Genomic DNA, 21,896 nt, shown 5'->3' with positions numbered 1-21,896 from the left:
CCTGCCCGCCCCGACGCCCCCGCACCGCTGAGGAGTATCCGTTTGAGAATCCGGCCCCGCCGACTGCGCGCCACCCCCGCCCTGCGGGCGATGTCCGCCGAGACCCGCCTCCATCCGCGCTCGCTCATGCTGCCGATGTTCGTGCACGAGGGCGACGCCCCCAGGCCGATCGCCGCGATGCCCGGGGTGGTCCAGCACGGCCTCGACTCCGCCCGCTCGACCGCCTGCGCCGCCGCCGCGGCGGGGATCGGCGGCCTCATGCTCTTCGGCGTGCCTGCCCGCAGGGACGCGACCGGCAGCGGCGCCACTGATCCCGACGGCATCCTCAACCGGGCCATCGCCGCGATCGCGGCCGAAGTGGGCGACGAACTCGTGGTGGCCGCCGACCTGTGCCTGGACGAGTTCACCGACCACGGCCACTGCGGCGTGCTCGACGCCGACGGGGCCGTCGACAACGACGCCACGCTCGAGCGCTACCGGGCGATGGCCCTCGCCCAGGCCGAGGCCGGAGCCGGGCTGCTCGGCCTGTCGGGGATGATGGACGGCCAGGTCGCGGCCGTGCGGGACGCCCTCGAGGAGGCCGGGCGCACCGACTGCGCGATCCTCGCCTACTCCGCGAAATACGCGTCGAGCTTCTACGGGCCGTTCCGCGAGGCCGTCGGTTCGACGCTCCGCGGGGATCGGCGCACCTACCAGCTCGACCCGGCCAGCGCCCGGGAGGGTCGGCGCGAGGCCGCGCTCGATGCGGCCGAGGGGGCCGACGTCGTCATGGTCAAGCCCGCGCTCGGCTACCTCGACGTGCTCGCCGGGATCGCCGCCGAGAGCCCCGTGCCCGTGTGGGCCTATCAAGTGTCGGGGGAGTACGCGATGATCGAGGCCGCCGCAGCGAACGGGTGGATCGACCGGGACGCCGCGATCGCCGAATCGGTCACGTGCATCGTGCGGGCCGGAGCCGACGCGGTGCTCACGTACTGGGCGCTCGACCTGGCGGCCGCCCTGCGCGATGCGCCGACGACGCGGCGGGGGGAGGGGGCATGAGCGAGCTGGACCGGGCCCGGGGCGTCATCCCCGGCGGGGTCGACTCGCCCGTGCGGGCGTGGGCCGGCGTCGGCGGGGACCCGCTCGTGATCACCGGCGCGCGCGGGCCGCGGGTGTTCGACGAGTCCGGGCGCGGCTATCTCGACCTCGTGGGCTCGTGGGGGCCCGCGCTCCTCGGCCATGCGCACCCCCGGGTGGTCGAGGCGGTTCGGGACGCCGCCGGCCGGGGCCTGTCCTTCGGCGCCCCGACGCCCGGGGAGACCGACCTGGCCGAGCTCATCCGCGACCGGGTTCCGGCCGCGGAGCGGGTGCGGCTCGTCTCCACGGGCACCGAGGCGACCATGACGGCGGTGCGGCTCGCCCGCGCCGCGACCGGCCGGGACCTCGTGATCAAGTTCGCCGGGCACTACCACGGTCACTCGGACGGGCTGCTCGCCGACGCGGGCTCCGGCGTGGCCACGCTCGCGATCCCCGGGTCCGCGGGCGTTCCAGCCCCGATCGCCGCGCTGACGGTCGTGCTCCCCTACAACGACGAGGCGGCCGTGCGGGCCGCGTTCGCCGCCCATCCGGGCCGGATCGCCGCCGTGATCACCGAGGCGGCGGCCGCGAACATGGGGGTCGTGGCCCCGCGCGCCGGGTTCAACGCGTTCCTGCGCCGGGTCACCCGCGAGCACGGGGCGCTGCTCATCGCCGACGAGGTGCTCACCGGCTTCCGGGTCGGCCCGGCCGGCTGGTGGGGCCTCGACCGGACCGACGAGTGGACGCCGGACCTGTTCACGTTCGGCAAGGTGATCGGGGGCGGTCTGCCCGTGGCCGCGGTCGCCGGCCGGGCGGGGGTGCTCAACCTCCTCGCCCCGCTCGGGCCGGTGTATCAGGCGGGCACGCTGAGCGGGAACCCGGTGGCGGTGGCCGCCGGCGCCGAGACCCTGCGGCTGGCGGATGCGGGCGTGTACGAGCGGGTCGACGCGGCGGCCGCCGCGATCGGTGCCGCCGCCGCGGAGGCGCTCGCCGGCGCCGGCGTGCCCGCGCTCGTGAGCCGGGCCGGGAACCTGTTCTCGATCGTGTTCGGGCCGGACTCGCTGTGGCCGGACGGGCGCCCACGCGACTACGCGGGCATGCAGCGCAGCGAGCACTGGCGGTACGCCCCGTTCTTCCACGCCCTCGTGGTTGCGGGGATCGCGCCGCCGCCCTCTCCCTTCGAGGCCTGGTTCGTCTCCGCGGCCCACGACGCCGCCGTGGTCGAGGAGATCGCCGCGGCCCTGCCCGCGGCGGCCCGGGCGGCCGCGGCGGCGCCGCGGCCGGAGTCGTAGTTCGGCTGCAGGAATCGGGAGCCGGGGCTGGGGTCGCGGGACTACCAGCAGCAGAACCCGCCGTCGACGAGGAGGTCGACCCCGGTGCAGAAGGACGCGGCCGACGAGAGCAGGAACACGGTCGGCCCGGCGATCTCGCTCGGCTCGGCCATGCGCGCGAGCGGGGTGTCCGCCGCGAACCGCCGCGCCTGGTCGGCGACCTCGGGGCGGCGGTTCATCGGGGTGGCCGTGTAGCCCGGGCTGATGGCGTTGACCCGGATGCCCCGGTCGGCCCATTCGACCGCCAGCGACTTCGTCAGGTGTGCCACGGCGGCCTTGGCCGAGTTGTAGTGCACCTGCGTCAGCCCGCGGTTGGCGATGGTGCCGGACATCGACGCGACGTTGACGATGGCGCCGCGCCGGCGCGGGAGCATGACCCGGGCCTGCGCCTGGCAGCTGAGGAAGACGCCGGTGACGTTCACGTCGTACAGGCGCTGCCACTGCTCGCGTGGGAGGTTCTCCGCGGGGGCCGCATTCGCGATTCCCGCGGAGTTCACCGCGAGGCTCAGCTCGCCCAGGTCGGATTCGACGGTGGCGACGGCGGCGCCGAGGGCGTCCTCGCTCGTGACGTCGCATTCGAGGGGCAGGGCGGTGCGGCCGAGGCCGCGAATCCCCTCGACGGTGGCTGCGAGGGAGTCGCCGTCGCGATCGAGGCAGGCGACGTCGGCGCCGGCGGCGGCCATCGCCCAGGCGATCGCCTGGCCGATGCCGCTCGCCGCACCCGTCACGAGTCCGACCTGCCCGGCGAGGGAGAAGTCGGCGCCGTGGGAGCGTGCGGGGGAGGGATTCATATGGGTCTCCGAGGATCGAGGATGGACAGCGGGATCGGGGCGAGCAGCACCGGCGGCACGGGCAGCACTGTCGGCACGGGGTCGGTCAGGCCGTGGCGAGGGTCATGACCCGCTCGGGGGTGGCCTCCGCGCGCGGCAGCAGGCCCTGGGCCTCGCCCCCGGCGAGCACGAGCACGCGGTGCGAGAGGCCGAGGACCTCGTCGAGATCCGAGCTGACGACGATCACCGCCAGCCCCTTCTCCGCGAGTTCGCGGATGACCTCGTAGATCGCGGCTCTCGCGCCGACGTCGATCCCGCGCGTCGGCTCGTCGAGGACGACGACGTTGGGCCCGAGTTCGAGCCATTTGCCGATGACGACCTTCTGCTGGTTCCCGCCGGAGAGGGCGCCCACGCTCGTGTCCGGCCTGCCCTTGACGCCCATCCGCTCGATCACCCGCTCCGCGAGGGACCGGACCTTCTCCTCGCCGATCCAGCCGCCGCGGGTGACGCCCGGGAAGTTGACGAGCATCGAGTTCTCGCTGATGGTCGCCTCGGCGATGATGCCCTGGTGACGGCGATCCTCCGGCACCATGACGACGCCCGCGGCGAGCGCGCCGGTGACCGACCCGTTCGTGAGCGCGGTGCCGTTGACGTGCACGCTGCCGTGACTCGAGCGGTCGGCACCGGTGATCGCCCGAACGAGTTCGGTGCGCCCCGCCCCGACGATCCCGGCGATCCCGAGGACCTCCCCGGCGTGGACCTGGAAGGAGACGTCACGGAAGCGACCGTTGATCCCGGCCAGGTCCTGCACGTCGAGCACGACCTGCCCGGTGGGCGCGGGCATCTCCGGGAAGAGACGCTCGACCGAGCGCCCGACCATCTGGGAGACGAGGATGTCGACGTCGATGTGGCTCTCGTCGTGCTCAGCGATCAACGCCCCGTCGCGAAGGATGACGATCCGGTCGGCGATCCGCCGGATCTCCTCGAGGCGGTGACTCACGTAGACGAACGAGTGGCCCTGGTCGCGCAGCGCCCGCACCTGCGTGAAGAGCGCGTCGGTCTCCTCGGCGCCGAGCGCGGCCGTGGGCTCGTCGAGGATGAGGAGGCGGGCGTCGACCATGAGTGCCTTGGCGATCTCGACCTGCTGCTGCGCCGCGACGCTCAGGTGCCGAACGAGCGTCGTCGGGGGCGGCCGGAACCCGAGCCGACGCAACGCCTCGGCCGCCTGCCGGTTGAGCGTCTTGTGGTCGACGAACCCGCCGGCCGAGGCCGGCCAACGCCCGATGACGACGTTCTCCGCGGCGGTCAGGTCCGGCAGGAGCCGCATCTCCTGGTGGATGAGGGCGATCCCGTTGTCGAGCGCCTCCCGCGGCGATCCCGGGGTGTAGGGCCGGCCGCGCCACGTCATCGTGCCCGTCGTGGGCGGCGTGAGCCCGGCGACGATGCTTGCGAGGGTCGACTTGCCGGCGCCGTTCTCGCCGAGGAGCGCGACGACCTCACCGGGGCGGATCTCGAGGTCGACGTGGGCGAGTGCCTGGGTGCCGGGGTAGGCCTTGCTGATCCCGGAGAGGACGAGTCCCTGATCGTTGGTGCTCATGATGGTCTCCTTGCGCGTCGGCGTCCGATCACGGGTGCTGTTCGATGAAGGGCTCGACGTTCTCGGGTGTCGTGACGATGCCTTCCTGGAGCTGCTCGGCGGGGACGTCCTTCCCGTCGATCAGCTTGATGGCCGAGTCGAAGGCGAGGCCGCCCATGAGCTGGGTCTGCTGGGTCACGGTCGCGTCGATGACGCCGTCACGAACCGCCTCGAGGCCCGCGACGTCGCCGTCGAACCCGACGATGAGGATGTCCTCCGGGCTGTAGCCGGCGGCGCGGGCGGCCTCGGCGGCCCCCAGGGCGAGGGCGTCGGCGCGGCCGAAGATGATGTCGATGTCGGGGTTGGCCTGGAGCATGTCCTGGGCGATGTTGAAGCCCTCGTCCTGGTGCCATCCCTGCGAGGCCTGACGGGCGACCTCGGTGATGTCGGATCCCTCGAGGGCCTCCTCGAAGCCCTTGTTTCGGGCGATCTCGGGGGTGGTGCCGATCTGGCCCTGGATGACCCCGAGTCTGCCCTCGCCGCCGGTCTGCTCGACGACCCAGTCACCGAGGGCCTTGGCCGCGGCGACGCTGTCCGTCGCGATGAACGTGTCGCCCGGTTCCTCCTCCGGGTTGCGGTCGACCGTCACCACGGGGATGCCGGCTTCGTGCGCATCGCGGATCGGGACGGACGCGGCGGTGGCGCCGGCCGGGATGTAGATGATCGCGTCGACCTTCTGGGTGATGAAGTCCTGGATCTGGCTCACCTGCCGGTTCGCGTCGCCGCCGGCGTCGGAGAGGATCACCTCGACGCCGTCCTCGGCGCCCCGGGCCTGCACGGCCTCGCGGATCTGGTTGAAGAAGTCCGCCTGCTGGTTGGCCACGGCCAGGCCGATGCTGATCGTGTCGTCGCTCTCGCCGGCCTGGGTCAGGGCGCAGCCGCCGAGGAGCGTGATGCCGGCGATTCCGGCGATGAGTGCGCGCGAGGCGCGGGACCTGAGGTTCATAGTGCTCTCCTTCGAGTGAATGGTGTGGATCGGGGATGCGCGAGGTGTCGCGCGGGCGCTCTACTTCGTGCGGCGCTGGAGGACGTCGGCCATGACGGCCAGGGCGATGACGAGGCCGATGAAGATCTGCTGCAGGAACGGGGAGACCCCGAGGAGGTTGAGGCCGTTGCGGAGCATGCCCATGATGAACACGCCCGCGATGGTTCCGGCGATCCGGCCGGTGCCGCCGTTGAGGCTCGCGCCGCCGATGACGACCGCGGCGATCACGTCGAGCTCCAGGCCCGTGCCCGCGGACGGCTGGGAGGAGTTGAGTCGGGTCGCGAGGATGACCCCGCCGAGCCCGGCGAGCAGGCCCGCCCAGACGTAGGTCATGGTCGTGATCTTCTTGACCTTGAGCCCGGCCAGCCGGGCGACGTCCTTCCCGCCGCCGATGGCGTAGAGGGAGCGGCCGCCGGGGCGGCGCTTGAGGTAGATCCCGCCGATGGCGAACGTGACGATCATGACGAGCACCGTCACGGAGAGCACGCCGATGTAGCGGTTCGAGGACAGCTGGAAGAACCAGTCCGGGTAGCCGATGATCTGGCGGCCGTCGGTGATGAGGTTGGCGAGCCCGCGTGCGATCGAGAACATCGCGAGGGTCGCGATGAACGGCGGGAGCTTTCCGAGGGTGACGCCCAGGCCGTTCGCCAGTCCGGCGAGGGCGCCGGTGGCCAGGGCCGCGAGGATGGCGATCCACATCGGGAAGCCGCCGTCGTGGCTGAGCCAGCCGAGCACCATCGTGCTCAGGGCGAGCACGGAGCCGACCGAGAGGTCGATCCCGCCGGTGATGATGACGGCCGTGGCGCCGACGGCGATGACCGAGAGCACGGTCGCCTGGTCGAGCACGTTGAGCAGGTTCGAGCTGCTGAAGAAGCCGGGGGTCGTCAGCGACAGGACGACGAAGAGTGCGGCGAGGCCGACGAAGGCTCCGCCGGATCCCGTGAGCCGGGTGTACCAATGCGGTGTCGGCCGGCCGGTGGCCTGGGTCGTGGGGGTGGTGTCGATCGTTGTAGACATCTGGGGTGCGCTCCGTTGCGATGCGTCTGGGGTCAGTTCATGAACATGCCGCCGTCGATGTTCAGCGCCTGTCCGGTGATGTACGTACCGGCGTCGGAGGCGAGGAACATGAGGGCGTGCGCGATGTCCGCACCGGAGGCGGCGCGGCCGAGGGGGATCGATTCGATGGCGTTGCGGATGTACTCGCCGGGCTCGTAGCCGCCGATGAGGCGACCCCATTCGCGGTCGTTGTACTCCCACATCTCCGTCTCGACGATGCCCGGGCAATAGGCGTTGACACGGATGTTCTCGGGGGCGAGCTCCTTGGCGAGCGACTGTGTCATGCCCATGACGCCGAACTTCGAGGCGGCGTAGCTCGGGGTGAAGATGAAGCCCTCACGTGCCTGGCCGGAGGCGGCGTTGAGGATGCTGCCCCCGCCCGCGGCCCGGAGCAGCGACAGCGCCTCGCGGGCGGCGAGGAACTGGGCCGTCGTGTTGACGGCGAGCACCTTGGCGAAGTCCTCGGTACTCGTCTCCTCGAGGCGGCTGATCGTGATGATGCCGGCATTGTTGACCAGGACGTCGAGCGAGCCCCACTCGGACCGCACGTGCGCGAAGACGCCGGCGACGTCGTCCTCGTCCGTGGCATCGGCCACGAGGCCGGTCACGTCGAGCCCGGTCTCGTTCAGGGCCGAAGCCGTGTCGAGGACGGCGGGGGTCAGGTCGGTCAGGAGCACGCTGGCCCCGGCCCGGGCGAACCCCTCGCCGATGTCGGCCCCGATCCCGCGGGCGCCGCCCATGACGACGACTCGCCTGCCGGTGAAGTGTCCCGCGAAGAGCGCGGAGAAGTCGGTGCTTGGCATTGTGAATCCTTTACTGTCGGTGCCCGGAGGGTTCGTGGCGGGATCGGTCGAGTGCGCGTGCCCACTGCCGGCGTCGGTCGTGGTCGGCCGCGGTCGGTGCCGGGTCGAAGCTGTCGGACTCGATTGCGAGCCCCCGCAGGGCGGCCTCGTCCCAGAGGTCGACGGTCAGGCCCGCGAGGTACGCGGCGCCGATGCCGGACAGGCCCGTGCTCGCGGGCCGCACGACGGTGCGATCGCTCAGGTCCGCCTGGCGCTGCATGAGCCAGTCGTTCCCGGCGGGGCCGCCGTCGACGTAGACGCGGGGCCGGCGTCCCGCCACCGAATCCGCTCGGGTCAGGACGTCCTCGATCTGGAGCGGGATGGATTCGAGCGCGGCGCGGGCGAGGTGCGCCGTCGTGGCGCCGAGGTCGAAGCCGCTGATGAGCCCGACCGCCCGGGTGTCCCACCACGGTGCGCCGAGTCCGGCGAACGCGGGCACGAGATCCACTCCGCCGGAGTCCGGGACGGTCCGGGCGAGTGCGGCGAGTTCGACGGGGGACCGATCGAGGATCGAGCTCAGCCACACGAGCGTGGCCCCCGTGGCGAGGATGTTTCCCTCGAAGGCGCGGGCCGGCGTGCCGGTGTCCCACGCGATCGTGCGCGCGAGGCCGGTCTCCGCCTCGACCGGGCCGGAGGTCAGGCCCATGATCGACGAGCCGGTCCCGTAGGTGACCTTGACGGCCTCGGGGTCGCGGGCCGCGTGCGCGAAGAGCGCGGCGTGGGAGTCGCCGAGCACGGCTGCCACGGGCACCCCGGTCGCGCCCGGGAAGATCTCCTCGGTCAGCCGCGGAGCGGCGTTCGAGCGGGCGAGCGGGGGCAGTGACTGCGGAGGGATCGAGAACAGGTCGCACAGGGCGTCGTCCCAGTGCGCCGTGTCGATGTTGAGCACCTGGGTGCGGCCGGCGTTGCCGAGCTCGATCTGATCGGTGCCGGTCAGGCGCCGCATGAGGAAGGAGTCGACGGTCCCCAGGCGCAGGTCGCCCGCCCGTGCCCGTGTGCGATCCGCGTCCCAGCGATCGAGGATCCACTCGAACTTGAGCGCGGAGAACATCGGGTCGAGGGGGAGCCCGGTGCGCCGGCGGACGTCGTCGGCGTCCTCGGCCAGTTCCTCGGCGCGGGAGGAGGTGCGCCGGTCCTGCCAGCCGATGACGGGCGAGCACGGCTCGCCGTGGGGATCCCACGCGAGCGCGGACTCACGCTGGCTGCTCAGGGCGAGCGCGACCGGCGGGTGCCCGACGCTCTCGGCCGTGGCCCGCGCCGCCTCGACGACGCTCGCGAGCACCCGGTCCGGGTCCTGCTCCACCCAGCCCGGCCGGGGGCTCTCGGCGGTCAGGGGCACGCTGGCGCCGGCGCGCACGCGACCGTCCGCCGTGACCACGACCGCCTTCGTCGAGCTGGTGCCCTGGTCGATCGCCAGAACGTACCCCGTGCTAGGCATGGCGCAGGGCCTCGGTGCTCGCCTCGACGATCTTCTCCGGCGTGAGGCCGAAGTAGTCGAGGAGGAACTCGTTCGATCCGGTCGGGGCGAACTCGTCGTGGACGCCGAGCAGGCGCACGGCCGGACGGGTCGTGGGGCGCTGGGCGATGCGGCTCGCGACCGCGGCCCCGAGTCCACCGGAGAGGGTCGCCTCCTCCACCGACACGATCGCCTCGACCCGGCCGGCGAGCTCGTCGAGGAGGTCGAGGTCCAGGGGGGCGATGTAGGCGGCGTTGACGACGGTCGCCTCGATGCCGGAGGCGGCGAGGGTCTCGGCGGCGACGAGTGCACCGTGGACCATCGTTCCGGTCGCCACGAGTGCGACGTCGGCGCCCTCCCGCAGGATGCTCCAGCGCCCGCGTTCGAGCACGTGGCCCTCGGGGGTGACGTCGGGGACCTTGAAGCGGCCCACGCGGATGTAGGTGGGGCCGGGCCGGGCGGCGGCCAGGCGCACCGCCTGGCGGGTCTCGGCGCGGTCCGCGGGCACGACGATGTCGAGGCCGGGCAGCGCGCGCAGCCACGAGAGGTCCTCCACGGAGTGGTGGGTCGGGCCGAGTTCGCCGTAGGCCATGCCGGTGCTCTGGCCGCAGAGGATCACCGGGTACTGGCTGTAGGCGATGTCGGCCTTGACCTGCTCGAGGGAGCGGCCCGTGAGGAACGGCGCGGCGCTGCTGACGAACGGCACCAGGCCGCCGTTGGCCAGGCCGGCGCCGACGCCGACCATGTTCTGCTCGGCGATGCCGACGTTGACCAGCCGCGGCCCGAACTCCTCGCGGAAGCCGCCGAGCTTGCTGGATCCGACCGAGTCGTTGCAGACGACGACGATGCGCTCGTCCTCGCGGGCGAGGGCGCAGAGTTCGTCGGCGAACGCCTCGCGGTTGTCGTAGACGGGGGCCTTGGTGGGGGTGGCGGTGCTCATACCAGTTCCTTCAGTGCGGCCTCGACCTGCTCGGGCGAGGGGACCTTGTGATGCCAGGCGACGTCGTCCTCCATGAAGGAGATGCCCTTGCCCTTGATCGTGTGGGCGACGACCGCGACGGGACGGCCGCTCGTCGAGGGGGTGAATGCGGCGAGAAGCTGGGTGAAGTCGTGCCCGTCGATCTCGCGGACCTCCCAGCCGAAGGCGCTCAGGCGCTCGGGCAGCGGGTCGAGGGAGTTCGTGTCCTCGGTGCGGGCGCCCTGCTGGAGGCGGTTCCGGTCGACCACCGCGACGAGATTGTCCAGCTTGAAGTGGGAGGCGGCCATGAAGGCCTCCCAGTTGCTGCCCTCCTGCAGTTCGCCGTCGCCCAGCAGCACGAACACCCGGTTCGAGGCGCCGCGCAGCTTGGCCGCCTTGGCGATGCCGGTGGCGATCGGCAGACCGTGCCCGAGCGGGCCGGTGTTCGCCTCGACCCCCGGCACCTTGAGGCGGTTCGGGTGGCCGTTGAGGGGCGAGAGGGGGGCCATGAACGTGGGGAGCTCGGACGGCGAGAAGTAGCCGCACGAGGAGAGCACCGTGTACAGGGCCGCCGCGCAGTGCCCCTTGGAGAGCACGAGGCGGTCGCGACCGTCCGCGTCGGGGTCGCCCGGGTCGATGTCGAGCACGGCGTAGTAGAGGGTCGTGAGCACGTCGGTGATCGACATGTCTCCACCGATGTGGCCCTGCTGGGCGGCATCGATGGTCCGGAGGTTGTCGGCACGGTGGCGGGTGGCCTCCGCGGCGAGAAGGCTCACCTTCTCGGCGGCGGCGGCCCGGGAGATCTCGTCGCGGAGTCCTCGCCAGCGGGCTACCTGCGCTTCGTCGACGCTTAGCATGTGCATGTCCATTCATCGGTGACTAACAATGCATCTAGTAGGCCACGGCGTTCGATGGTTGTCAAGAGGTGTGATGAGAACTCGGTGCGGCCCGGTGCGGCGGCTGCCGCCGATCGGCCCGGTTGCTCGCCTATGCTGTGTCTCGGACCGGCGCGAATGACGAGGGGATGGACTGGTGGCAACCGAGGAAGTCGGATCGGGCGGTGGCTCGGACCGTGAGGACGCCCGGCTCGCCCTCATGACCAAGGTGGCCAAGCTCTACTACGAGGCCCGCATGCGGCAGCCGGAGATCGCCGAGCGGCTGGGACTGTCCCAGTCCCGTGTCTCCCGCCTCGTGCGGGAGGCGCACGACCACGGGATCGTACGCACCGTCGTCCTCTCCCCGAAAGGCCTGCGCTCGGATCTCGAGGCGGAGATGATCGCGCGCTTCGACCTGCTCGACGCGGTCGTGGCCGAGCCCGCCAGCACCGACGACTATGCGGTCATGTCCGCCGTGGGGTCGGCCGGTGCGACGTACCTCGAGGCGACCCTCAACAGCTCCGACCGGGTCGGGGTCTCGTCCTGGTCCTCGACCCTGCTCGCCGCCGTCAATCTCATGGTTCCCCGGCCGCGCTCGCCGATGGCCGGCGCGGTCGTCCAGGTCATCGGGGGCGTGGGGCGCCCGGACGTGCAGGTGCAGGCGAACCGCCTGGCCGAACGCCTGGCGCAGGTGGCCGGTGCCGAGCCCAAGTTCTTTCCCACTCCCGGGCTCGTCGGCTCCCGCCAGACCCGGGACGCGATGATGACCGATCGCTACCTCGCCGGAGTCACCGACGAATGGCGCGGCATCACCACGCTGCTGGCCGGGATCGGCACTGTGCGTCCGTCCTCGTTGCTCGCCTCCTCGGGGGCCGCGGTCGACGATCATGACGTCGCCGAACTGACCGGCCTCGGGGCGGTCGGGGACATCTGCCTGCGGTTCTTCGACGCGCAGGGCGCCGCGGTGCGTTCGAGCATCGACGAGCGGGTGCTCGGCATCGACTCCACCCAGTTGCTCGGCATCCCCCGCCGGATCGCCATGGCCGTGGGGCACCGCAAGGTCGAGGCGATCCGAGGTGCGTTGCTCGGTGGCTGGGCGAACATCATGATCACCGACGTGGCCACCGCCCGCGAGGTGCTGGGCGACTGACCGGCGGCCACCGGGGCGACTGCCGGAATCCAGGGCGGGCCGGGGATCAGGAGCGGCGTGCCGGATCGCCGAGGTCGTGGTCGACCATGAGCGGGGCCCAGTCGACCTCGGCGAAGCGGCTGCGCTGCGTTTCGAGTATCTGCGGTAGGCGCCGGCGGGAGATGGGGTGGAGGTACTCGGTGAACTCGCCCATCCGGTCGAACTGCTCCCGGACCCGGTCGCCGTGGCCGCGCAGATCCCCGGATTCAGCGATGAACGCCTCGAGGCGCTCGGTGTAGGCGGGCAGGGCCGGGTCGTCGGCGATCGTCATCTGCCACAGCCGCAGGCTCGAGAACCGCGCCCACGATCGACAGGAGTCGACGTAGTCCCGGTACCGTCGCAGCACGGTGCTCGTGGCCGCCTCGATCTCGCGGGTCTGGGTCCCGACCGATTCGCCGGCCAGCCGTTCGAGCCCGTCCAGGGCGTCGTCGAGAAGGCGGCGATCGGCGGCCGCGGCCGCCTGGATCTGCTCGTCCAGGTGCGCGACCTGATCCCAGCCGGACGACGTGAACTCACCGGCCGAGAGAGCCGCGGACTGCACGTGGAAGAGCCGCGTCGCCGTCGCCTCACGCTCCTCGTCGGCCACGGGCTGCTGCTCGCGCGCCACCTCGTCGAGCCGGCGGGCGATCCGCTCGATGCCATCCTCGATCCGGCCGAGCCGGGCCTGCATCGCCATCGCCGTGAGCGCGCCGGCGAGCGCCGCCGCGTTCACCACCTCGTCGCCGAGCGAGCGAGGGCGGGCCGCATGTGTCCAGGAACCGGATTCCCCGCGCGTGATCGTCAGGATCCCGGGGCCGTGGATCTGCTGGATCGCCGTCGCCATCGAGGGATCGACGCGCACGAGTCGAGCGACCGCCCCCGGCGTGGCGTGCATGCCGTCGATAGCTGCGAGCAGACCCTCGGTGTGACGACCGAGTTGGTCGGGCAGCGATCGGATCGTCGTGCCGAGGGCGTCGAGATCGGCGGGCAGCCCGAGCGCGAGGAGCTCGTCCGGGCGGTCGGTGGCGTAGGCCAGGATCGGGGGAACCGCCGGAACCACCGGGCGGGCGGCGGGCGGTAGTGGAGTCGGTGGCGGCAGCGGCGGCACAGGGGGCTGGTGGGAGCGGAAGCGCCATGCGGACGCGGCCGAGATCACGATGAGGATCACCGCGATCGTCACCATCCAGCCGACCGGCGTCATGCTGCCAGTATGCGACAGGCACGGCCGTCACCGGAAGGAGGATCAGCGCGGCCGGTTCTCCGGGCCGACGATCATGACCGACGTGGGTGGGGCGAACACCACGGGGACGGGCCGGCGGGCCGGCATGAGCTCGAACCGGTGGTAGATCCGCGCGAGGCCGCGCAGGACCCACGCGGCGGCCGCGCACCACAGCGGCCACTGCCACCACCAGGCGGCGCTCCACGCGGGCGGCACCTCCAGCCCGAGCCCGAGCAGCCCGACCCCGAGCACCACGAACATCGCACTCAGATGCCACACGTAGATCGTCATCGACCGCGCGCTCACCCAGCCCACGAGGCGCCGCAGCGGCCCGGTGGCGAGGCGCACGAACGGTCCGCGCAGGGCGAGCGCGACGGCGGTCAGGAGGATCGCGTGGGCGAGGGCCAGGAGCGTGGGCGGGCTCAGGTTCGAGATCGCCTCGCCCGGCATGCCGATGAGGCTGAGCGGGTAGGGGCCGGCCGCGAGCAGCACGAGCGCGGCCGACAGCGCGAGTGCCGCGACGATCCACCAGGCACGCGCCCCTGGACGGCGCTCCGGCAGCAGCGCATAGGCCAGCCCCGCCGTGAAGGGCACGGCCCACACCGCGAGCAGGTTGAGCCAGGCCAGCTGCGGCGCCGCGCCGGAGAACCGGAGCAGATCCACGATGACCGGCAGCGGCAGGAGTACGAGGGGTGCCGCCCAACCGAGCCGGACCACGAGCGCCCGGAGCGCGGGCGTGAGCAGGAGCAGCGCCCCGTAGACGCCGAGGAACCACAGCGGCTGCGGCACGATCCGCACCGCCTGCGCCACGGCGGCCCCGGGCACGCCCACGGCCGGCAGGAGGAGTGCTACGCCGGCCCACGTGAGCGCGAAGGCGAGCACCGGCGTCAATAATCGAGGCAGGCGCCGACGGAGCGTGATCCCGACCGATTCCCTCCGGCCCAGCCCGGCCGCCGCGCCCGCGGCGAAGAACAGCAGCGGCAGCACCTGGAGCACCCACGTGAGGAGCCAGCCCGGGCCGGTCGCGAGCGCGTTGCCGATCGTCAGGGCGGTGCCGTCCCAGGCGACCTGCGGCATGAGCCAGTGCACGGCCACGACGGCGAGCGTGCCGAGGGCCCGCACGAGGTCGACGAACGGATCGCGGGCGCGGCGCCGACCGGATGAGGCCGACTGGGCGGGTTGGGCAGGGGCCGCGGCCGGATGCGCCGGGGCGGGGAGGCGGTGCGGTCGTAGGGAGACGGGCGGGGAGGCGGTGGCCACGATGGTCCTGACTGTGTGGGAATGGGATCCCGTCCAGTCTTCGAAATCGGGCAGATCGCCACCATGGCGCCAGCCGCCGCGTGGGAGCGGGCGAGCCCGAACTCATCGTGGGGGCCGGCCCCGGGGGCCCGCCCCCGTCAGCGCTGGAGGTAGCGGACGACGGCGAGCACGCGGCGGTGAGCGGCGTCGTCCGTGGGCAGATCGAGCTTGGCGAAGATCGAGGAGATGTTCTTCTCCACGGCGCCGGCGGAGAGGAACAGGGCGGCGGCGATCGCGGAGTTCGAGCGGCCGAGGGCCATCTGCTCGAGCACCTCGCGTTCGCGGGGGGTGAGGCGTTCGAGGGCGGCGCGTTCGGGGGTGGCGCGCAGGAGCTGGCTCACGACCTCGGGATCGAGCACGGTGTGCCCGGCGGTGATCCGCTCGAGGGCGTCGATGAACTCGCTCACGTCGGCCACCCGATCCTTGAGCAGGTAGCCGATCGCGCGGGCGTTGCCCTGCAGCAGCTCGGTGGCGTAGCGGGTCTCGACGTATTGGGAGAAGAGCAGCACACCGTGCTCGGGGTGGCGCTCGCGGATCCGCAGCGCGGTGCGCAGGCCCTCGTCGGTGAAGGTGGGGGGCATGCGCACGTCGATCACCGCGACGTCGCACGGGGTGCCGGCGTCGGCGCGGGCCTCGATGGCCGCCTCGAGCTGCGTGCCGTTGTCGACCGCGGCCACGACCTCGTGCCCGCGGCGGGTGAGCAGCGAGGTGAGCCCGTCGCGCAGGATGGCCGAGTCCTCGGCGATCGCGATCCTCATGGCGCCACGGTAGCGGGGCCGGGCCGACTCACCGCCCGGCCACCCGCATCGGCAGTGTGATCGTGACGACGGTCGGCTCCCCGGCGGGGCTCTCGATCCGCAGGCCGCCGTCGACCGAGGCCACCCGGTCGCGCAGGCCGGCGAGGCCGGTGCCGTGGCCGTCCGCGCGGGGCGGGGCCGGTTCGGCGCCGCCGATGCCGTCGTCCCGCACCCGCAGCCACAGGGTCTGGTCCCGCTGCTCCGCGAGCACGTAGACGCCGCTCGCACGCGCGTGCTTGACCGCGTTCGTGATCAGCTCGGCGATCGCGAAGTAGGCGATCGACTCGATCGGCGGGTCCGGGCGCAGGTCGGGGGCGATGTCGACGGTCACGGGCAGCGGGCTGCGGGAGGAGAGCGTCTCGACGGCGACCGCGAGGCCGGCCTCGAGCGCGGGCGGGCGGATGCCGCGGGCGAGTTCGCGCAGCTCGACCAGGGTGTCCTTCGTGGCCGCGTGCGCCTCGGCCACGAGGTCGCGGCCCTGGGCCGGGTCGCTCTCGAGGAGCTCGGTCGCCTCCCCGAGCTGCATCGCCAACGCGACGAGCCGGGCCTGGGTGCCGTCGTGCAGGTCGCGTTCGATCCAGCGGAGCTTGGTGTCCGCATCGGCCACGGTGCGCCCCCGGGAGGATTCGAGGGCGGCCACCCGCAGGCTCGAGCGGGTGGGGCCGAGCAGGACGGCGGCGAGTCCTGCCCAGGCGGCGGCGAATCCGCGGGCGAGCTGGGGCCACAGGAACCAGAGCACGATGCCGGCCACGCCGCAGGCGATGAACGATGACGTCGTGTCCATCGGGGTGCCGTCCCACCAGAGCGAGCCCCGGTGCCACGTGCCGTCCGCGGCCTGCTGGGCGGGCAGGAAGCGGTACCAGAACCAGTACGTGAGCAGGCCGGCCGCGACGACGAGGAACACGAGCACGAGCACCGCGGAGACGATCGCCAGGGGCAGCGCGATCACCAGGAAGAGCACGGCCCGCCAGCCGGCGCCGTCGCCGATCGTGTTCGCCAGGCCCCGCCAGAAGCCGTGGCCGCGGCGGCGCGGGAGCGGGTGCGCGATCTCGGTGCCGAGGAGGCGGGCGTAGCCGCGGAACATCCCGCCCCAGCCGCGGGCGCCGAGCACGAGCCATCCGGGCAGGTAGAGCCCGGCCACGGTCGGGGCGAGCGCGGCCGTGAGGCAGGCGCACAGCACCGCGTAGGCGAAGCCGAACGGCGCCGTGAGCAGGATGAGCAGCTCCGTGCCCAGGTCGCGCCAGGCCCGCGAGGTGAACGGCGCGGACCAGAGGCGCTGCGGGGCGCGGCGGCGGGTGACGACCGGGACGATCGGCGGCGCGTCGGTCGGGGAGGGTGCGCCGGTCGGGGAGCGTGCGGGCATGACCACCATTCAATCGGCCCGCGGGGGCCCGGACCAAGGCGGCCTGCCCCCGTGTCCGGAGGGGGATGGCCCCAGCGCCGCGTTGGTGCCGGCCGGCCGGCCCCCGCCGGCGGCCGGCCCCCGCCGACGCCGTCGCCCGCGCCCCGGTCCGCTTATCCGCCCGCCGCCCCGCCCGCCGGTGCCCTACATGCCCGGCCCGACGAGCGAGGCGACGATGCCGCCGTTCATCGTGGTCAGCACGACCACCTGGCCGGACGCCGTGGCCGGTCCGAACAGCTTGGCGTCGTTGATGCCGGCGTCGGCATATTCCGCGTTCTCGCCCGGGTCGGGCGCGCTCCACAGCAGGCGCCCGCTCGCGCCGTCGTAGGCCTCCACCCAGGCGTCGCCGCCGAAGGGGCCCACGATCACGGCGCCGCCGGCCATGCCGAGCTGATCGTGGTTGTTGTTGAACGAGGACGGCCCGATCAACTGCAGCGGCTGTCCGGTCGAGGCGTCGAACACGCCCACCTGCTCGCTCGTGAGGAACCCGGCGACCAGGCCGCCGGAGCCGGCGAGCGGGCCGGTGGGGATCCGGGAGAAGTCCATCCCGTCGACGGTCTGCGGCAGCGGCGTGGGCCGCGCACCCGAGTGGGGGTCGTCGGTCGCCGGCGAGTACCGCAGCAGCCCGCCCGTCTCGCCGTCCTCGTCCTCGTAGCCGACCACGAACCCGCGCTCGGTCGGGGCCGCGTGAGTGAGCACCCTGGGCACCGGCAGCTCGGCGTGCTCGATGTCGCCGGTCACCGGGTCGAGCCGCACGGCCCCGGAGGCCTCGTCGAGGTACCGGGCCATCCACACGGTGCCGTCCTCGGCCACGACCGGATCGGTGCGCAGCCCGGCTATCTCGGTCTCGAAGCCGATCACGGCATCGTCGGCGCGGAACCCGAACACGTCGTCCTTCATGCGCAGCAGCACCGTGTCCCCGGCGGCCGTGGCGGAGTCGCACCCGGCCAGCACGGTCGGCGTCGAGGAGATCTCCGCGCCGTCGGCCGGATCGAGCACCGAGACCGCGAAGCCGTCCTCGCCGTGGGACGCGGCCACGATCGACCCGCCGGCGGTGACCGCGAGGCACAGGCCCGCGCCGGTGGCGCTCTGCCAGGCGAGTTCCCCGGTGGCGAGGTCGAGGGCCACGACCAGCCCGCCGTCGTCCGTGCGTGCGGGAACGAGCACGTGACCGTCCCGGTCGAACAGGGCCGGGCCGGCGAGGCTCGCCCCCTCGATCTGCGCGAGCCAGCCGCCGCCGGGGGCGTCGTAGCTCACCGCGGCGAAGCGGGCGTCCCGGATGAAGGAGACGTCCCGGGTCACCGCGTAGTCGAACACGCACCACCGGAAGGCCGTCGGATCGGTGATGCCCGCGAGGGTGCACAGGGTCTCGGCCACGGCCCGCTGCGCCGGGGTCAGGTCGTCGTAGCCCAGGTGCACGTCCGGGAAGGACCGGTCGGTGAACGTCGCGGTGCTCTCGCCGTCCTCGTAGTCGAAGAGGGCCTCGCCCTCGCCGATGCGCCAGCTCTCCCCGAACGCGCCGTAGAGCGCCTCGACGGGCGGGTCGAGCGGCAGCTGCTGCCCGCCACGGGCGGTCAGGTCGTTCTCCGCCGCGCCGTCGGGGCTGCCGAGCAGGCCCTCCCAGGCCGCCTCGGATGTGCCGGCGTCGACGAACACGTCGAAGTTGCCGGTCTCCAAGCCCCGCACGCTCACCTGCACATCGTCCGGTCCGGCCACGAACAGGTCCCCGGCGAAGGCCCACGCGAAGTGGTCGCCCAGGTCGATCCCCTCGGTCAGTTGCGCCATCGGGACGGGGCCGCCGTCGATCCGGACCACCGGGTCGCGGTGGGTCCGGGCACTCACCCGGTGCCCGCCGACCTCGATCGCGGCGGCGGTGATGATCGAGACCCGGGTGCTGTCGCCGTAGGGCTCCTGCCGGGTCTGCACGGTCAGCTGCTCCGAGTCGGCGAGCACGAACTCGCCCACGAGCTGCAGGTCGTAGCGCACCCCGTCGAACGTGCGCAGATGCGGTTCACCCGATCCGCCCCCGCACGGGCCGGTGCACGGCGTGGGCTGCCTGGGGGAGGGGGGCATGTTGTCGTCGAAGAGGCTGTCGAGGGACTCCTTGAAGCCCTTCTTCATGTCCTTGAAATATTGCGACACGCACTTGATGGGCGAGCCCTTGCAGCCGCCGAGGTCGTCCACCGGCTTGAGCGTGGGCTGGGCCTTGAGCGGGATGCCGTCGTCGTCGCCGAAGCCGACCGGGGTCACGCGGGCGGGGCCGGGCCCGCGCTGGAGGGCGTGCTCGATCCGCAGGGTGCCGCTCTCGGCGCGGGCGTCGGCGGCGTCGGTGGCGCCCGCCTGCGCGCCGGTGGGAACGCTGCCGAGGACCGTCTGCAGGCCGGTGGTCCGTTCGCCGTCGGCCGTGACCCCGAACCACTGGAACTGCCCGCCGCGCATGCGGTGGCCGAGCAGCTCGGCGGAGGGCAGGTCCGCCTCGTCGGCCGCACTCGGCAGGCCCTGCCCGAACGCGAAGTCGACGATCAGCGGCGCCCCGCCCGCCACGCCCAGATGCGACAGGTCGAGCACGAGCAGGTCGTCCGCGTCGACGGACCGGTCCCCGGTCGGGGTCGCGATGACCTGGAGGCGCTGCTCGCCGCCGGTCGAGACGATCCCCGCCACGACGTCCAGATCCTCCCGGAACGTGTCCGGCGTATCGCGTATGGACGGCGCCAGGTCGGGTATCGGAGTGAACCTCACCCCGTCGATCAGCTCGAGTGCCGCATCCTCCTCCCCGGTGAGCCCGGCGAGGAGGCGATCGGTCACGTCGACGAGCGAGCCGTCGGCGAGCACCGTGCGCACCCGCTCGTAGACCCACGTGTCCTGCACCGGCTCGTCGCCGGTGGGCACCGCGGTGGCGGGCTCGGGCGCCGGCGCCGGTTCCGCCTCGGCCGCGCCGCCGGAGAACAGCGAACAGCCGGCCAGCAGCAGGGCCACCGAGGCGGCCGCCGCGACCGCTCGGGCGGGCGCGTGCACGGCGGGACGTCGATCACGGGTGGTCATGGGGCGGGTTCCTTCGCTCGGTCGTGTCATGGACTCGGGCGCGGGCGCCGATCTGCCCCATCGCTCGGTTCGACCTCACAGCCAAGCAGCCCCGGCTCACAGACCGCTCACAAACGTTCGTGCGGGGATACTGGAGGCCGTCCGGGCGGCGGGCCGTCGTCGCCGGTGATGAAGGAGGAAGCAGTGGAGCAGCGGATCTTGGGGCGCACCGGCCGACCGGTCTCGGTGATCGGGCTCGGCACGTGGCAGCTGGGCGCGGACTGGGGCGATGTCCGTGAGGAGGAGGCCCGCGCGGTGCTGGAGGCCGCGTATGAGGGCGGCGTGCGGTTCTTCGACACCGCCGACGTCTACGGCGACGGGCTCAGTGAGCGCAGGATCGGCGCCTTCCTGCACGAGCGGGGCATCGACGACGTGGTCGTCGCCACGAAGGCGGGCCGCCGGATGCCGCAGACTCCGCAGATCTATTCCCTCGACCACCTGCGCGCGTGGACCGACCGGTCACGCGCGCACCTGCGGGTGCAGACCCTCGACCTCGTGCAATTGCACTGCCCGCCCACCGCCGTCTACGGCACCGACGCCGTCTTCGACGCCCTCGACACCCTGGTCGAGGAGGGGCGCATCGCCCGCTACGGCGTGAGCGTCGAGACCCGTGCCGAGGCGCTCACCGCGATCGCCCGCCCGAACGTGGCGAGCGTGCAACTCATCCTCAACATGATGCGGCTCGGTCCGCTGGCCGAGGTACTCCCGGCCGCGCGCGCCGCCGGTGTGGGGATCATCGTCCGGGTGCCGCTCGCGAGTGGGCTGCTCTCGGGCCGCTACGACGAGAACACCACCTTCGCCGCGAACGACCACCGCACCTTCAACCGCGACGGCAGCGCGTTCGACGTCGGCGAGACCTTCTCGGGCGTCGACTTCGCGACCGGTCTCGAGGCGGTCCGCCGGCTGGCCCCGCTCGTTCCCGACGGCGCGACGATGGCGCAGTTCGCGCTCCGGTGGATCATCGACCAGCCGGGTGTCAGCACGGTCATTCCCGGTGCCCGCACGCCCGAGCAGGTGCGCACCAATGCGGGGGCCGCCGACCTCGCCCCGCTGCCGGCCGGCACGGTTGCGGCCGTGGAGGCGGTGTACCGCGAGCTGATCGCCCCGCAGCTCGGTGACCGCTGGTAGTCCTGCGATGGCTGGGGCCGATCTCACGGAGGAGACGTCGTGCCTCGCTCCTGTGCCCACGGCACCCATCCGTGATGAGCGTCGACCCCTGTCAGAACAGTATCAATGGTGATACTGTTAGGTGTGGCGAGCGTAGAGAAGATCCTCGAGCGGATGCGGGTCGCACCCGCCGGAGTTCGGTTTGCGGACCTCGCGAAGGTCTGCACCTACTACTTCGGAGAGCCCAGGATCCGTGGTACGTCTCACCACGTCTACAAGATGCCCTGGTCAGGGGACCCGCGAGTCAACATCCAAGACGATCGCGGGAGATCCAAGCCCTACCAAGTGCGCCAAGTCCTTGCAGCGATTGAGAAATTGGAAGGGGAGCAACTGTGACCACCATCAGGGCCGATCATTACACCTACCGCGTGCGCTGGTCCGCCGAGGATGCGGGGTACGTCGGAACCGTGGCCGAGATGCCCTCGCTCTCGTGGATCGCGGACGATCAGGTGGCTGCACTGACCGGAGTGCGCTCCCTCGTGGAGGACATCCTCGACGATTTACTCTCCGGCGGGGAGAAGCCGCCCGAGGCGATTTCGGATCGAAGCTACTCCGGCAAGTTCATGGTGCGGATTCCGCCCGAGGTGCATCGCCACCTTGCCGTCGAGGCTGCTGAACAGAACGTGTCGCTCAATCGCCTCGTGGCCGCCCGTCTCGCGAGCGCCTGAGCCTGGATCCACCGTCCGGATCTCGGTGATGGTGTGAGGTCCGGGTTCTGGCGGGTCCGGTTGTGTGGGCGTGAGGGGGGCCGCCGGTCTGCCCGGCTTTTCCACATGTGTTCCGGTCGTGCCCGTGGGG

Annotated in this window: 18 protein-coding genes; 5 read left to right on the top strand and 13 right to left on the bottom strand. The window is 72.5% G+C overall.

The genetic code is table 11. The annotated features are described in order from the left end of the window. Positions 1-42: 42 nt before the first annotated feature. On the top strand, positions 43-1,038 hold the full coding sequence (gene hemB, locus GCE65_RS09465) for a porphobilinogen synthase (RefSeq protein WP_370460095.1): 996 nt from the start codon (positions 43-45) through the stop codon (positions 1,036-1,038). Next, positions 1,035-2,348 (top strand): glutamate-1-semialdehyde 2,1-aminomutase, encoded by a 1,314-nt coding sequence (locus tag GCE65_RS09460; protein WP_153878209.1) that lies wholly within the window; start codon positions 1,035-1,037, stop codon positions 2,346-2,348. The genes hemB and GCE65_RS09460 overlap by 4 nt, the downstream gene beginning before the upstream one ends. Positions 2,349-2,389: 41 nt before the next feature. Here the strand turns inward: GCE65_RS09460 and GCE65_RS09455 are convergent, their stop codons facing one another. The 8 genes from GCE65_RS09455 to GCE65_RS09420 all read right to left on the bottom strand — a co-directional run bounded on the left by GCE65_RS09455 (position 2,390) and on the right by GCE65_RS09420 (position 10,947). Beyond that, the gene (locus tag GCE65_RS09455) at positions 2,390-3,178 is read right to left on the bottom strand and encodes an SDR family oxidoreductase (protein WP_153878208.1); all 789 of its coding nucleotides are present in this window, start codon (positions 3,176-3,178) and stop codon (positions 2,390-2,392) included. Between the two features lie 85 nt (positions 3,179-3,263). Next, positions 3,264-4,754 carry a sugar ABC transporter ATP-binding protein gene (locus GCE65_RS09450; protein ID WP_153878207.1) on the bottom strand — a complete coding sequence of 497 codons (1,491 nt, stop codon included), beginning with the start codon at positions 4,752-4,754 and terminating at the stop codon, positions 3,264-3,266. Between the two features lie 28 nt (positions 4,755-4,782). Then, the gene (locus GCE65_RS09445; protein ID WP_152910205.1) at positions 4,783-5,739 is read right to left on the bottom strand and encodes a substrate-binding domain-containing protein; all 957 of its coding nucleotides are present in this window, start codon (positions 5,737-5,739) and stop codon (positions 4,783-4,785) included. A 60-nt stretch (positions 5,740-5,799) separates the two neighbouring features. Continuing rightward, positions 5,800-6,795, bottom strand: coding sequence for an ABC transporter permease (locus tag GCE65_RS09440; RefSeq protein ID WP_153878206.1), 996 nt, complete (start codon positions 6,793-6,795; stop codon positions 5,800-5,802). Between the two features lie 32 nt (positions 6,796-6,827). Continuing rightward, on the bottom strand, positions 6,828-7,637 hold the full coding sequence (locus GCE65_RS09435) for an SDR family NAD(P)-dependent oxidoreductase (RefSeq protein ID WP_153878205.1): 810 nt from the start codon (positions 7,635-7,637) through the stop codon (positions 6,828-6,830). 10 nt (positions 7,638-7,647) lie between these two features. Next, positions 7,648-9,114 carry an FGGY family carbohydrate kinase gene (locus GCE65_RS09430; protein ID WP_153878204.1) on the bottom strand — a complete coding sequence of 489 codons (1,467 nt, stop codon included), beginning with the start codon at positions 9,112-9,114 and terminating at the stop codon, positions 7,648-7,650. Next, entirely contained in the window at positions 9,107-10,072 is a 966-nt protein-coding gene (locus GCE65_RS09425; protein ID WP_153878203.1) for a transketolase family protein, read from the bottom strand. The genes GCE65_RS09430 and GCE65_RS09425 overlap by 8 nt, the downstream gene beginning before the upstream one ends. After that, positions 10,069-10,947: a transketolase gene (locus GCE65_RS09420; protein ID WP_153878202.1), complete on the bottom strand. Its 879-nt coding sequence runs from the start codon at positions 10,945-10,947 to the stop codon at positions 10,069-10,071. The genes GCE65_RS09425 and GCE65_RS09420 overlap by 4 nt, the downstream gene beginning before the upstream one ends. Before the next feature lie 175 nt (positions 10,948-11,122). Here GCE65_RS09420 and GCE65_RS09415 point away from each other — a divergent pair, with 175 nt between their 5' ends. Beyond that, positions 11,123-12,115 (top strand): sugar-binding transcriptional regulator, encoded by a 993-nt coding sequence (locus tag GCE65_RS09415; RefSeq protein ID WP_228759873.1) that lies wholly within the window; start codon positions 11,123-11,125, stop codon positions 12,113-12,115. Positions 12,116-12,161: 46 nt separating this feature from the next. Here GCE65_RS09415 and GCE65_RS09410 read toward each other — a convergent pair whose 3' ends face one another. From GCE65_RS09410 to GCE65_RS09390, 5 genes are all read right to left on the bottom strand, one after another. Next, a complete protein-coding gene (locus tag GCE65_RS09410) occupies positions 12,162-13,334 on the bottom strand; it encodes a hypothetical protein (protein ID WP_153878201.1) in 1,173 nt (390 codons plus the stop codon). A gap of 42 nt (positions 13,335-13,376) precedes the next feature. After that, the gene (locus GCE65_RS09405) at positions 13,377-14,612 is read right to left on the bottom strand and encodes an acyltransferase family protein (protein WP_194928664.1); all 1,236 of its coding nucleotides are present in this window, start codon (positions 14,610-14,612) and stop codon (positions 13,377-13,379) included. A gap of 137 nt (positions 14,613-14,749) precedes the next feature. Then, positions 14,750-15,409 (bottom strand): response regulator transcription factor, encoded by a 660-nt coding sequence (locus tag GCE65_RS09400; protein WP_153878199.1) that lies wholly within the window; start codon positions 15,407-15,409, stop codon positions 14,750-14,752. A 28-nt stretch (positions 15,410-15,437) separates the two neighbouring features. Beyond that, entirely contained in the window at positions 15,438-16,811 is a 1,374-nt protein-coding gene (locus GCE65_RS09395; protein WP_153878198.1) for a sensor histidine kinase, read from the bottom strand. Positions 16,812-16,994: 183 nt separating this feature from the next. Continuing rightward, on the bottom strand, positions 16,995-19,892 hold the full coding sequence (locus GCE65_RS09390; protein ID WP_194928663.1) for a PQQ-binding-like beta-propeller repeat protein: 2,898 nt from the start codon (positions 19,890-19,892) through the stop codon (positions 16,995-16,997). Positions 19,893-20,075: 183 nt separating this feature from the next. Here GCE65_RS09390 and GCE65_RS09385 point away from each other — a divergent pair, with 183 nt between their 5' ends. Together GCE65_RS09385 and GCE65_RS09380 are read left to right on the top strand one after the other, a co-directional pair. Further along, a complete protein-coding gene (locus tag GCE65_RS09385) occupies positions 20,076-21,059 on the top strand; it encodes an aldo/keto reductase (RefSeq protein ID WP_194928662.1) in 984 nt (327 codons plus the stop codon). Positions 21,060-21,430: 371 nt separating this feature from the next. Then, positions 21,431-21,766 carry a type II toxin-antitoxin system HicB family antitoxin gene (locus tag GCE65_RS09380; protein WP_228759872.1) on the top strand — a complete coding sequence of 112 codons (336 nt, stop codon included), beginning with the start codon at positions 21,431-21,433 and terminating at the stop codon, positions 21,764-21,766. The last annotated feature ends 130 nt before the right edge of the window (positions 21,767-21,896 follow it).

Origin of the sequence: Pseudactinotalea sp. HY158 (assembly GCF_009660225.1) — a bacterium.
GTDB lineage: Bacteria > Actinomycetota > Actinomycetes > Actinomycetales > Beutenbergiaceae > HY158.
This window is presented reverse-complemented; position numbering and strand designations above follow the sequence as displayed.

Coding starts and splice junctions, on each gene's coding strand:
- GCE65_RS09420 (WP_153878202.1), bottom strand. CDS start 10,947: ATGCTAAGCGTCGACGAAGCGCAGGTAGCCCGCTGGCGAGGACTCCGC.
- GCE65_RS09440 (WP_153878206.1), bottom strand. CDS start 6,795: ATGTCTACAACGATCGACACCACCCCCACGACCCAGGCCACCGGCCGG.
- GCE65_RS09425 (WP_153878203.1), bottom strand. CDS start 10,072: ATGAGCACCGCCACCCCCACCAAGGCCCCCGTCTACGACAACCGCGAG.
- GCE65_RS09455 (WP_153878208.1), bottom strand. CDS start 3,178: ATGAATCCCTCCCCCGCACGCTCCCACGGCGCCGACTTCTCCCTCGCC.
- GCE65_RS09445 (WP_152910205.1), bottom strand. CDS start 5,739: ATGAACCTCAGGTCCCGCGCCTCGCGCGCACTCATCGCCGGAATCGCC.
- GCE65_RS09430 (WP_153878204.1), bottom strand. CDS start 9,114: ATGCCTAGCACGGGGTACGTTCTGGCGATCGACCAGGGCACCAGCTCG.
- GCE65_RS09435 (WP_153878205.1), bottom strand. CDS start 7,637: ATGCCAAGCACCGACTTCTCCGCGCTCTTCGCGGGACACTTCACCGGC.
- GCE65_RS09390 (WP_194928663.1), bottom strand. CDS start 19,892: ATGACCACCCGTGATCGACGTCCCGCCGTGCACGCGCCCGCCCGAGCG.
- GCE65_RS09450 (WP_153878207.1), bottom strand. CDS start 4,754: ATGAGCACCAACGATCAGGGACTCGTCCTCTCCGGGATCAGCAAGGCC.
- GCE65_RS09460 (WP_153878209.1), top strand. CDS start 1,035: ATGAGCGAGCTGGACCGGGCCCGGGGCGTCATCCCCGGCGGGGTCGAC.
- GCE65_RS09400 (WP_153878199.1), bottom strand. CDS start 15,409: ATGAGGATCGCGATCGCCGAGGACTCGGCCATCCTGCGCGACGGGCTC.
- GCE65_RS09395 (WP_153878198.1), bottom strand. CDS start 16,811: ATGCCCGCACGCTCCCCGACCGGCGCACCCTCCCCGACCGACGCGCCG.
- GCE65_RS09410 (WP_153878201.1), bottom strand. CDS start 13,334: ATGACGCCGGTCGGCTGGATGGTGACGATCGCGGTGATCCTCATCGTG.